The organism is Nonomuraea rosea, assembly GCF_039539705.1.
Classification (GTDB): domain Bacteria; phylum Actinomycetota; class Actinomycetes; order Streptosporangiales; family Streptosporangiaceae; genus Nonomuraea; species Nonomuraea rosea.
Map to the genome: position 1 here is coordinate 57046 of NZ_BAABDQ010000028.1, position 12173 is coordinate 69218.

A 12173-nucleotide genomic window follows, 5' to 3' on the forward strand; every position below is an offset into this window, starting at 1 on the left:
CTATCAACTTCCAATCACGTACGAGTGCTGCGCCTGCCAGGACAGCCACACGGAGTCGCCCCGCTCCGCCGTGGCCGTCGCGTCGTTCGCGTTCTGCTGGAACACGGTGATCTCGGCCCCGTCAGCGAGACTCACCGCATAACTGTTGTAGGTGCCCAGGTAGACGACCTCGGCGACGCTTCCGCGCACGGCGCTCAGCCCGGCCCCGGGCTCGTCCGTGCCGATGAGGATCTTCTCGGGCCGTACGGTGACCGTCACGTCGCCCTCGTGCCCCGGCACCAGGACCCGGCCCCCGCCGATCTTCAGCTCGCCGCCGGTCGCGGTGCCGGCGAGCAGGTTGGAGGTGCCGATGAAGCCCGCCACGAACGCGGTCGCGGGCCGCTCGTAGATCTCGCGCGGCCTGGCGAGCTGCTCGACCAGGCCGTCGTTCATGACCGCGATCCGGTCGCTCATGGTCAGCGCCTCGTTCTGGTCGTGCGTCACGTACACGAACGTGATGCCGACCTCCCGCTGGATGCGCTTGAGCTCGATCTGCATGGCCTGGCGCAGCTTGAGGTCGAGCGCGCCGAGCGGCTCGTCGAGCAGGAGCGCGCGCGGCCGGTTGACCAGGGCCCTGGCCAGCGCCACGCGCTGTTGCTGGCCGCCGGACATCTCCCGCGGCCTGCGCTTCTCCCTGCCGGTCAGATCGACGATCTCCAGCATCTCGCCGACCCGCCGCCTGATCTCCTCCTGCGGCGTCCTGCGCTGCTTGAGCCCGAAGGCCACGTTGTCCCAGACGCTCATGTGCGGGAAGAGCGCGTAGGACTGGAAGACCATGTTCACGTCCCGCTTGTTCGGCGGGACGTTGGTGACGTCCTTGCCGAGCAGCTTGACCACGCCTTTCGAGGGCTCCTCGAAGCCGGCGACCATGCGCATGGTCGTGGTCTTGCCGCAGCCGGACGGGCCGAGGAGGGAGAAGAACTCCCCCTCGGCGATGCCCAGCGTGACGCCCCTGACCGCCTGGACGACCTCGCCATGCGAGAGGTACTCCTTGACGACGTCCTCAAGCTCGATCGCGTTCAGCTCAGTCATCCCAGGCACTGTCCTATTCGCCGATGTAGTGCATGACGTGCTTGACCCTGGTGTAGTCGTGCAGGCCGAAGACCGACAGGTCCTTGCCGTACCCGGAGTGCTTGAACCCGCCGTGCGGCATCTCGGACACGAACGGGATGTGCGTGTTGACCCAGACCACACCGAACTCCAGGCGGTTCGACATGCGCATGGCGCGGCCGTGGTCGGAGGTCCAGACCGAGCCGCTGAGGCCGTACCTGACGTCGTTGGCCTTGGCGAGCGCGTCGGCCTCGTCGGTGAAGGTCTGCACGGTGATCACCGGGCCGAAGACCTCGTTCTGCACCATCTCGTCGTCCTGCTTGAGCCCGTCGACGACGGTCGGTGCGAAGAAGTAGCCCTTGTCGCCGACGCGCTGGCCGCCGGTGAGCACCTTGGCGTGCGCGGGGACCCGGTCGATGAAGCCCTGGACCCTGGTGAGCTGGTTCTCGTTGTTGAGGGGGCCGTACAGCGCCTCCTCGTCGGCCAGGTCGCCGGTCACGGTCCCGGCGGCGGCCTCGGTCAGCGCGGCCACGAACTCGTCGTGCACGCTCTCGTGCACCAGCACCCGGCAGGCGGCGGTGCAGTCCTGGCCGGCGTTGTACAGGCCCGCGGTGGCGATGTCACCCGCCGCCTTGCGCAGGTCCTTGACGTCCTCGAACACCACGACCGGCGCCTTGCCGCCGAGCTCCAGGTGCACGCGCTTGAGGTCGTCGGCGGCGCTCTTGGCGACCGACATGCCCGCGCCGACCGAGCCGGTGATGGCGACCATGGACGCCGTCGGGTGGCTCACCACGAGGTGGCCGGTCTCGCGGTCGCCGGTGACGACGTTGAAGACGCCGGCGGGCAGCACCTCGCCGAGGATCTCGGCGAGCTTGAGCGTGGAGGCCGGGGTGGTGTCGGACGGCTTGAGCACGACCGTGTTGCCGGCCGCGAGCGCCGGGGCGATCTTCCAGACCGCCATCATCATCGGGTAGTTCCAGGGCGTGACCTGGCCCACCACGCCGATCGGCTCGTGCCTGATGACGCTGGTGTGCTCGGCGAGGAACTCGCCCGCCGTCGGGCCCTCCAGCGTCCGCGCCGCCCCTGCGAAGAAGCGGAAGTGGTCGGCCGCGACCGGGGTCTCGTCCTCTGCCATGCGGGCGCGCGGCTTGCCGGTGTTGAGGCACTCGGCCTCGTTGATCTCCTCGGCTCGCGCGTCGATCGCGTCAGCCACCTTCAGCAGCAGATTCGCCCGCTCGCCCGGGGTGGTCCTGCCCCACGACTCGAACGCGGCGGCCGCGGCGGCGAAGGCGGCATCGACGTCCTCGGCGCCGGAAACGGGCGCCTGCACGTACGCGTCGCCCGTGCAGGGGTCGATGATGTCCGAGAATCGCCCGCTCTTGGCGTCCACGAACTCACCGTTGATGAAGTTCTGCAGACGGGTAGTCATGCGCCCTCCTCGTGAGGTGGCTGAGATGCCGCGACTCTTACAGAGCGTGTGCATCTGGACAAGGGATTTCGTGGTGAAGATATCAAATTGCTACGAATTCGCTTGACAGACCGCCAGGAACTGACAACATGTCGCAGCAGGACGGCAACCCAGCGGGCATACCCCCGTAACGCCGGACCGCTAGGAGGACCCCTCTCGATGACCACGCCGCCCCGCGTCCGCCGCGCCAACGCCAGCACTGGGCCTGTGGTGCTCGACGATCTGTCCAAGCAGATCATCGAGCAGCTCCAGGGCGACGGGCGCATGCCGTACGCGGCGATCGGGAAGGCGGTCGGCCTCTCGGAGGCCGCGGTGCGGCAGCGCGTCCAGCGGTTGCAGGACACGGGCGTCATGCAGATCGTGGCGGTCACCGACCCGCTCACGCTCGGGTTCCCCCGCCAGGCGATGATCGGCATCAACTGCGAGGGCGACCTGGAATCGGTCGCCGACGAGCTGGCGGCCATCGACGAGATCGACTACGTCGTGCTCACGGCGGGCTCCTTCGATGTGATCGTCGAGGTGGTCTGCGAGGGCGACGGGCACCTGCTGGAGATCCTCAGCAAGATCCGCGCCATCCCCGCCGTGCGGGCCACGGAGTCGTTCGTGTACCTGAAGCTGCGCAAGCAGACCTACTCATGGGGCACCCGCTGACCCACCTGCTCATGGGGCACCGCTGACCCACCCTGCTGATCCACCCTGCCGACCTACCCTGGCCACGGCCCTGACCGGCGCGCCGTCGGCGCCGGGGAGCCGTAGCGGCAGCATGAAGACCTCGATCGGCCTGCCGCTCGCCTGCGCCCGCAGGAGACGGTCGAGGCCGGTCAGGTTCTCGGCGATGACGGCGTGCGCGCCACACAGCACCCGGTGCGCGGGGAGGTCCGCGGCGGGCGTGGGGTCCACGCTCAGCGCGTCGATGCCGACCGTACGCACGCCGCGGGCGACGAGCAGCGCCGCGGCCTCCTCCGTCAGGAACGGATGGCCCTCGTACGCGGCCGTCCCCCAGTGGAGCGACCACCCGGTGGCCACGAGCACGATCATCCCCTCACCCACGCCGCCCTCGAACGCCGCCGGTCCGATCGGGGACCGCGGCGCCAGGCCTCGGGCGTCCACCACCACCGCGGGCCCGCAGAACCGATCGAGCGGCAGCGCGTCGAGCGCGGGCAGCGAGTCGTCGATGTGGAACGGCGCGTCCACATGGGTGCCGGACTGGGAGCCCAGGTGCAGGCCCAGCACGTTGACGCCGTCGCGCGCGACGGTGAGCGCCGGCCCGATCGAGACCTCCGGATCACCCGGATAGACGGGCATCCCGGTCTCGATCGGCACCGACAGATCGACCAGCTCCATCAGGCGACCGGCTCCGCGACCGCGTCGACGATGGGCAGCACCGGGGTGTCGGCCGAGCGGACCAGGCGCGGCCCGTCGGGCCCGTACACCTCGCGCGGCTCGGGGAAGGCGGTCAGCAGCGCCAGGTAGAGCAGCGCCGCGACGGCCAGTCCGACCGGGAGCGAGACGTCCACCCCGCCCGCCAGGTCGCCGAGCGGCCCGACGAACTGGCCGGGCAGGTTCACGAACATGAGCGCCAGCCCCGCCGAAACCAGCCAGGCGCTCAGCCCCCGCCAGTTCCAGCCGTGCGCGAACCAGTAGCGGCCGCCGCGCTGACGCCGGTTGAAGACCTGCAGCGCCTCCGGGTCGTACCAGCCCCGGCGCGTCACGTAGCCGAGCATCATGATCACCATCCACGGCGCCGTGCACGTGATGATCAGCGTGGCGAACGTCGAGATGCTCTGCGTGAGGTTCGCGGCGAAGCGGCCGACGAAGATGAACACGATCGACAGCGTCCCGATGAACACCGTGGCCTGCACCCGGGAGAAGCGCGGGAAGACGCTGGAGAAGTCGAGGCCCGTGCCGTAGAGGGAGGTCGTGCCGGTGGACATGCCGCCGATCAGGGCGATGAGGCAGACCGGGACGAAGTACCAGCCGGGCGAGACGGCCAGCAGGCCGCCGACGTAGTTGGGCGCGGCCGGGTCCACGTATTCTGCGGCCTTGGCGGCGATGATCGAGGCGGTGGTCAGGCCGAAGAGGAACGGCAGGATGGTGGCGATCTGCGACAGGAAGGCGGCGGCCATGACCCGTGAGCGCGGGGTGCTGGCCGGGATGTAGCGCGACCAGTCGCCCAGGAACGCGCCGAAGGAGACCGGGTTCGACAGCACGATCAGGGCCGCGCCGATGAACGACGGCCAGAACAGCGGGTCGCCCGGCGGGAGCGAGCCGGCGTACGACGGGTCGAAGTCACCGGCGAAGGCGAACACGCCCAGCACGAACAGCAGCGACGCCGCCGCAACCGCGATCTTGTTGACGAACAGCATGAAGCGGAAGCCGTACACGCAGACCACGAGCACGAGGACCGCGAAGACCGCGTACGCGACCCCGTACGACAGGTCGGAATCCGGCAGCCCCGCCAGCCGGTGCGCCCCGCCCACCAGCGCGTCGCCGGACGACCACACCGAGATCGAGAAGAACGCGATCGCGGTCAGCAGGGACAGGAACGAGCCGACGACCCGGCCGTGCACGCCCAGGTGGGCGGAGGAGGAGACGGCGTTGTTCGTGCCGTTGAGCGGCCCGAACAGCGCCAGCGGCGCCAGGATCAGCGCGCCGACGACCAGGCCGAGCACGGTGGCGGCCAGCCCCTGCCAGAAGGACAGGCCGAACAGGATGGGGAAGGCGCCCAGCACGCAGGTGGCGAAGGTGTTGGCGCCGCCGAACGCGACCCTGAACAGGTCGATCGGGCGGGCGCTGCGGTCAGGGTCGGGAATGCGCTCGACCCCGTAGGTCTCGACCTCGGTGATGCTCATGACGACTGCTCCTCCTGGACGTTCTTCGCCTGCAGGGCCAGCAGGCTGACGAGGTCGTAGACCACATGGGAGGCGGCCACCGAGGTGATCTCCGCGTGGTCGTAGGCGGGGGCCACCTCGACCACGTCGGCCCCGACGAGCCGGCAGCCGGCCAGGCCGCGCAGGATCTCCAGCAGCTCCCTGCTGGTGAGGCCGCCCGCCTCCGGCGTACCGGTGCCGGGGGCGTGGGCGGGGTCGAGCACGTCGATGTCGACGGAGACGTAGAGCGGCCGGTCGCCGACGCGCTGGCGCAGCACGTCGATCACCTCGTCCAGCCCGCGCCGCAGCACGTCGGCCGCGGTCAGGATGCCGAACCCGAGCCGCCGGTCCTCCTCCAGGTCCTTCTTGCCGTACAGCGGGCCCCGGATGCCGACGTGGCTGACGGCCTCGGTGTCGAGCAGCCCCTCCTCGACCGCCCGCCGGAACGGGGTGCCGTGCGTGTACTCGGCCCCGAAGTAGGTGTCCCACGTGTCGAGGTGCGCGTCGAAGTGCAGCAACGCCACCGGCCCGTGCTTCCTGGCGGCCGAGCGCAGCAGCGGCAGCGCGATCGTGTGGTCGCCGCCGACGGTGACCAGCTTGGCGTCCAGCGCGTCGGCCGCGCCCTCGATGGCCTCGATGGCCGCGCCGATGTCGAACGGGTTCGCCACGATGTCCCCGGCGTCGGCCACCTGCACCCGCTCGAACGGGGAGACGTCCAGCCCGGGATGGTAGGGCCGCAGCAGCCGCGAGGCCTCCCGGACGGCGGCGGGCCCAAACCTGGCGCCCGGCCGATAGGACACGCCGGCGTCGAACGGCACGCCCACGACCACCACATCAGCCCGCCGAACCTGGTCGAGCCTGGGCAGCCGGGCGAAGGTCGCGGGCCCGGCGAAGCGCGGGACCTCGGAGGAGTCGACGGGACCTGTGTTCATGTCGGCCAGTGTTCGTCATGCTCCTGACCTGCGACAATTGTCTTCGGCACAAAGTGCTGCGGCGTGTGTTGTGGCTGACCACAACACACGCCGACGAACGAGACCGGCTCAGGACCGGGAGCTCAACGATGGCTCAATCGAAGAGCTCCTCCGTGGAGCCGGCGGAGTAAGCCCGCTGGAACCAGGCTTCGAGCTGGGCCGTGTCCTCGCACCCGTTGACCCGCGCCCGGATTTCCTCGGACACCGCGAAGCCACGCAGCTCCAGCAGCTTCAGAAGCAGCTTGGCCTCACCCTTGGCCTCACCCTTGGCCTCACCCTTCGCCGCGCCTTTCGCCTCACCCTCGGCCAGCAGGCTCTCGGCGTACTCGCCTTGGTATGGATAGGTCTGCATGGCCATCAGTCTTCCCCATTCCTTCTGTGCGATGCCGGTCAGCGACACGGCGATGTAACGGCCGTACTGCCCGGCGAGCTGACGATCGAGTTCGTTCAGAGCCTTGTCCAACGTGCCCAGGATGTCCCTGAACAGCGGATCGTCGCTCTTGGTGACGGCTGACACGATGGCCAGCCCGATATTGCTCAGCGCCTCGGCCACGTCGGTGATGACCGGGGTGTTGTCGGGGCCGATGACCAAGGGGGTCAGCGTCAGCCCCGGATGGCCCGTTTCGATGGGCTTGGCGGCCCAGCGGGCGATGTTTCGATCTGGGCAGATGACGACCAGGCAGGTCGGGCACTTCTCACGCGCCCGGAAGTTGGCGATGTATTCCAGCCACGAATACATCTTCTCGTCATCTCGCCCACGCTGCGTCTCGGTGATGATGCCGAGCTTGTGCTCGTTCTCGCCATAGAGCAGGGCGCCGTCAGCGCGGCACACCGACGGCGCGGCCTCCGACAGCTCGGGCGAGGCCAGGCGGGCCTCGCCCGATTCAGGTATCGGCAGGTCGAACAACGCCCGCAGCATTTGTGCGGTGTGTCCGAAATTGAGGGTGGTGATCTTTGTCAGGCCCTCGTGTTGCTGGGTGACCATGACGGAGACATTACTACATGTGTTCTAGTCATTACTCAGCGTTTGCCAACTGGATCGTGGCGATCTCCCAGGCGTTCAGTGGCAGGCGGATCGTTCCGTCCGTCACCGGGATCGGTGCGCCGGGGCGTCCGCGCAGGTCGGCGTGCCGGGCCTGGCTGAACGTGCCCTCGATGACCGCCTCCGTGCCCGCAGGGGTCAGGGCCACCACGCGGAGCTCCTGCCACTCGTCCCGCATCCTGAGCGAGGTCATCACCACCCCCGCCCCCGTCACCGACAGGCCGTGGCCGGGCTGCGGCAGCGCCAGCAGGTCGCGATCGCCCTGGCCGGGCAGCACCAGCAGGTCGTGGCGGAACGTCTCCGCGTGCGGCACCACCTCCTGCCACGACTCCCCGTACGGCATCAGGGCCAGGCTCACCGAGCGCAGCCCGCGCGACTGGGCGGCCGGGGTGGGCAGTTGCGGCCCCGCGGGCTCGGGGCGCAGGGCGTTGCGGTTGCGCGAGAGGTAGCCGACCGAGCGCAGCAGCGTGAGCGCCAGCTCCCCGTCCGCCAGCTCGTACTCCGTCACGTGCTCCAGCAGCGCCGCCACCCCGCCGGCCGCCACCCACGAGGAGGCGGGGAAGGTGGGCAGGGGCGTCTCGCCGCAGCCGCCCTCCGACGTCAGCCCGCGTGTCACGACCGCGAACTGCCCCTCGGCGTGCGACTGCTCCGCCGCGGCGGGCAGCGGCACGTGCAGGCGCACCCGGTGGTCCGCGCAGCGGTTGTCGAACTCGACGTGCAGCCGGACGTACGGCTCGCCCGCGCGCAGCTCCACGCGGGTGGTGACGACGATCTCCTCCATCCGCCCGCTGCGGGCGGCGGCGGGCAGCTCGGGCGAGCCCTCGACGCCGTCGCCCGCCGCCGGCCACAGGTACGTGCGCCGCACGTCCACCGCCGCCACCAGCGGGCCGGAGCAGACCAGCTCGCTCTCGACCGACACGGGCTCGGACACCAGCAGATCGCCGGCGGGCGGCGCGTAGTTGTAGGTGTCGCCCACGTCACCGCCGTCCACGATGCGACCGGCGCCCGTGACCGTCGTCCCGTCCTGGCCCACCAGCGTCAGCGTCCCGTCGGCCGCGATCACGACCCGCAGCAGCCCGTTGTCCAGCACCCGCTCGTCGCCCCGCACCGGCAGGGTCGCCGAGTCCGAGCTGAGCCAGCAGGACGGGTCGTGCTCCAGGGGCAGGCGGCCGGCGGCAGGCCGGTCGCCGAACACCTTGGCGTGCGACGCGGTCCGCAGGCTGGTGTGGCCCAGCGGCGGCACCTCGACCATGGCCGCGACCGTGCGGCGCGGCTCGGCGAGGATGCGTACGCGCGTCACGCCGGCCACGGCCCCGCGCAGGTCGTCCACGTCGAAGGCGGCCGAGGTCTCCCGCGCCACCGTGAACGTCAGCGTCCCGTCCTCGACCGACCAGTTCGTGATGTGCTGCCCGTACAGCTCGGTCCCGTGCACGAAGGTCAGCGCCGTCGCCGGGTCCATCTCCTCGTCGAGCAGCAGCGTGGGCGCGTACTCCAGCGGCTGCGTGGGCACCGCCGCGCGAGCCGGGTCGACCAGCGGGTCGTTCCCCGCGACGTCCACGATCACGACGCCGCGCCGGGTGGCGGGCGTCGGGTTGACCACGAGCACCCCGTCAGCCGGTACGGACGCCGCCAGGTGCGCGGTCACCATGTCGCGCACGGCCTGACCGAGCTGCTCGGCCTCCGCGATCCGGGCGGCCACCTGCTGGGCGGTGTCGTCCACCCCGCAGCCGGTCACCGAGTCGTGGCCGCTGGCGTCCACCAGCCGCCACCACGCCATGTCCAGGAAGCGTCCCGGCCATTCGCGGCCCCAGAGGGTGGCCAGCGGCTCGGCGTAGCGTTCGACCATCCGCTCGGCGCGGCCCATCGCCTGCTTGACGTGGGCGCGGACGGAGATGACGCCGGGCAGGATGTTGGCCCGCGCGTGGGAGCGCAGCTCGCCGGTGACGCGCGGGAGCCCCGCCACATCACCCGAATAAGCCCCGATATATCCGGACAAGGTGTCCATGCGGGCGCCGATCGCCGACACCATCTCCGGCAATCCTCGGACCGGCGCGGAATGGTCGGTCCCGTACATCGCCAGCAGCGACCCTTCGGGCCCGTGCCACTCGCGCATCGTCGCGACGAACGCCGCCGCCCGCCCCGCCAGCCCCGCAGCGTCGTGGAACAGGTGCGCCCCGTTGCCGTAGCCGCCCGCCGGCAGGTACTGCGTACGCAGCGCCGTCCCGTCGGGCGCGACCCAGGCGAAGGCGTCGGTGGTCACCGAGGACGGCACCCCGCGATAGACGCAGGCGTGCAGCAGCCCGGCCTTGCGCAGGATCTGCGGCATCTGCGCCGTGTGCCCGAACATGTCCGGCAGGTAGCCCACCGGCATCGCGCCGCCGAGCTTGTCCGCCCGGTCCATGCCGAGCTCCAGGTTGCGCACGATGTTCTCGCCCGAGCACAGGAACTCATCCAGCAGGATCTGCCACGGCCCCACCGCCAGCCGCCCGGACTCGACGAGGGCGGCGATGCGGTCGCGGTTCTCCGGCCGCACCTCCAGGTAGTCGTCCACGCAGGCGAGCTGCCCGTCGAGGGTGAAGTGGTAGCCGGGCTCGCGTTCCATCGTGTCGAGCACCTCGTCCAGCAGCGCCACCAGGCGCAGCCGGAAGCGCTGGAACGGCTCGTACCACTCCCTGTCCCAGTGTGTGTGCGGTACGACGACGATCTCCGTGCTCACGCTGCTTCCCCTCCAATGGGCAGTCCATGCTGTACGGCGTAGCGGGCGGCGATCCGCTGGGCCGTCACGATGTCCTCCAGGGCGCCGCTCGCGCCCGTGAGCGGCGGCTTGCCATCGTTCACGAAAGCATGGAAGGCGGCGAGCTGTACCTCGAATGCCTCAGTCACGTCACGCCATTCGTTACGGCTCCCCGATCCGAAGACACCGGAGACCCCGGAGACCACGGTGAGCGTCGTGGGCGCGTTCATCAGGTAGGGCGAGGGGAAGACCAGCTCCAGCGAGCCCCGGTCGTGGTGGATGACGACGGTCTCGCGGTAGGCCGGATAATCCTCCAGGTAGTGCCAGCGGATCGCGAACCTGCCCGCGACCGGCAGCGGCCCGGAGATCTCGATGGACCCGGGCGCGGGCCCCCAGGCGTCAACGTACGAAATTTCGGCAGGCGACCCGGTAAAGCGCCTCAAGAGCGACAAATCGTGGCAGATCGAGCCGAGCGATACCCCGTACACATTCCGTACCACGTCCGTGGCCGTCTCCCCCAGCGCCCGCGAGACGAGCGCCCGCTCAGCCCCCCGCAGCGAGCCGAGCAGCTCCGGGTCCACGTCGCGCGCCTGCGTCAGGTTCGCGAAAGCCAGCTGCGACTCCCCGCTCGGGTGCAGCACGGTCACCTCGACCGACCTGACCGCCTCCGGGCCGCCCAGCTCGGCCAGCAGCTCCTCGGCCCGGCGCACGGCCGGGTCGTACTGCTTCATGTAGCCGACCATCAGCCGCCCCTCGGGCAGCGCCGCCACCTCCGCCCTGGTCAGCGCGAGCGGCTTCTCGCACAGCACGGCGTACCCGGCGGCCAGCGCCTGGCGCACGGCCTCGCCGTGCGAGCCGGAGAACAGCATGACGACCGCGTCGAAACCGCCGTCGGCGAGCAGCTCCGCCAGCTCCGTGTACCGCCTGGCCGTGCCCAGCCGGTCGCCCACGGCGTCGGCGAGCGTGCGCGACAGGTCACAGACGGCCGTCACCTCGAACAGGTCGCGGCGCCTGGACAGCAGCGGCACGTAGACCGCCTGCGTGACGGCGCCGCACCCCACAAGAGCGAGTTTCACAGTCCCAAGTCCTTCAGCTTCTGGCGGTTGGCGGCCTGGTCGGCGATGTTCTGGGCGACGGTGCGGCGGCCGGGCAGGGTGTCCTGCTCGATGATGATCCAGCCCGCGTAGCCGATGTCGTCGAGCGTGCGGATCACCGCGGGCAGGTCCAGCTCACCCTCGCCGAGCCGGGCGAACCCGCCGCGGCCCATGAGCTCACGCAGGTCGGAGCCGTCGGCGAGGGCGGCGGCCAGGATCTTGGTGTCGCCGTCCTTGATGTGGACGTGCCCGACCCTGCCCGACCACTCGCGCAGCGCGGTCACGGGGTCTCCCCCGGCCAGCAGCAGGTGCCCGGTGTCGAGGCAGAGCTGCACGTCGGTCAGCTCCAGCAGCCGCTCCACGTCCTCCGGCGTCTCGACGAAGGTGCCGAGGTGGTGGTGGAAGGCGGGCTCGAACCCGCGCTCGCGGCACCGGCCGGCCGCCTCCTGCACGCGGGCGGCGAAGGCGGGCCACTCGGACGCGGGCAGCCCAGGAGCGCTCCCGCCCGGCCGCGCGAACCGCTCGGCCGTCCCCGGGCAGGCCAGCGTGGGCCGCGGTCCGAGCCCTTCCGGCGCCTGGGGCGCGGCGGCGAACACCTCCAGCGCGGCCTCCAGCGCGGGCAGCCCGTACGCGAACGCCTCAGCGTCCTCGAAACGCAGGTCCACCCAGCCGCCCGCGAGCAGCAGGCCGTTCGCCGCCAGGCGGCCGGCCAGCTCGGAGCCGGTGCCCAGGTAGCCGATCGGCCCGGAGTCGATGCCCTCGTAGCCGGCCTCGGACAGCGCGCGGACCATCTCGTCCGCGCTCAGGGGCGGCGGCGCGTCGCTGAGCTCGAACACGCCGAAGCTCACGGGGGCGTTGGCGACTTTCCTCACGCGAGTGCTCATGGCTTGACTCCGTTCCTCAGC

The 12173-nt window shown here is 70.7% G+C and carries 10 protein-coding genes; 1 reads left to right on the forward strand and 9 read right to left on the reverse strand.

All coding sequences use genetic code 11. From position 1 onward, the window contains the following. Positions 1–3 precede the first annotated feature (3 nt). Both ABEA43_RS44660 and ABEA43_RS44665 read right to left on the reverse strand, forming a co-directional pair. Positions 4–1071, reverse strand: coding sequence for an ABC transporter ATP-binding protein (locus ABEA43_RS44660; protein WP_345572047.1), 1068 nt, complete (start codon positions 1069–1071; stop codon positions 4–6). A 13-nt stretch (positions 1072–1084) separates the two neighbouring features. After that, a complete protein-coding gene (locus tag ABEA43_RS44665; RefSeq protein WP_345572049.1) occupies positions 1085–2518 on the reverse strand; it encodes a gamma-aminobutyraldehyde dehydrogenase in 1434 nt (477 codons plus the stop codon). A 198-nt stretch (positions 2519–2716) separates the two neighbouring features. On the opposite strand from ABEA43_RS44665, the gene ABEA43_RS44670 reads away from it, so the two are divergent. Beyond that, positions 2717–3208 (forward strand): Lrp/AsnC family transcriptional regulator, encoded by a 492-nt coding sequence (locus ABEA43_RS44670; RefSeq protein WP_345572051.1) that lies wholly within the window; start codon positions 2717–2719, stop codon positions 3206–3208. 9 nt (positions 3209–3217) lie between these two features. On the opposite strand, the gene ABEA43_RS44675 is transcribed toward ABEA43_RS44670, so the two are convergent. The 7 genes from ABEA43_RS44675 to ABEA43_RS44705 form a co-directional block, all read right to left on the reverse strand. After that, on the reverse strand, positions 3218–3901 hold the full coding sequence (locus tag ABEA43_RS44675) for a cyclase family protein (protein WP_345572053.1): 684 nt from the start codon (positions 3899–3901) through the stop codon (positions 3218–3220). Then, positions 3901–5409 (reverse strand): purine-cytosine permease family protein, encoded by a 1509-nt coding sequence (locus ABEA43_RS44680; protein ID WP_345572054.1) that lies wholly within the window; start codon positions 5407–5409, stop codon positions 3901–3903. Before ABEA43_RS44680 ends, ABEA43_RS44675 begins: the two co-directional genes overlap by 1 nt. Further along, positions 5406–6359, reverse strand: coding sequence for an agmatinase (speB, locus tag ABEA43_RS44685; RefSeq protein ID WP_345572056.1), 954 nt, complete (start codon positions 6357–6359; stop codon positions 5406–5408). The genes ABEA43_RS44680 and speB overlap by 4 nt, the downstream gene beginning before the upstream one ends. Before the next feature lie 133 nt (positions 6360–6492). Continuing rightward, entirely contained in the window at positions 6493–7383 is an 891-nt protein-coding gene (locus tag ABEA43_RS44690) for a hypothetical protein (RefSeq protein WP_345572058.1), read from the reverse strand. Positions 7384–7414: 31 nt separating this feature from the next. Next, positions 7415–10156, reverse strand: a complete 2742-nt coding sequence (locus ABEA43_RS44695) for a glycoside hydrolase family 38 N-terminal domain-containing protein (RefSeq protein ID WP_345572060.1) — start codon at positions 10154–10156, stop codon at positions 7415–7417. Then, complete coding sequence (locus tag ABEA43_RS44700) at positions 10153–11250, reverse strand: Gfo/Idh/MocA family protein (protein ID WP_345572061.1); 1098 nt, start codon at positions 11248–11250, stop codon at positions 10153–10155. Before ABEA43_RS44700 ends, ABEA43_RS44695 begins: the two co-directional genes overlap by 4 nt. Next, positions 11247–12152 carry a TIM barrel protein gene (locus ABEA43_RS44705; protein ID WP_345572063.1) on the reverse strand — a complete coding sequence of 302 codons (906 nt, stop codon included), beginning with the start codon at positions 12150–12152 and terminating at the stop codon, positions 11247–11249. The genes ABEA43_RS44700 and ABEA43_RS44705 overlap by 4 nt, the downstream gene beginning before the upstream one ends. Positions 12153–12173: the final 21 nt, after the last annotated feature.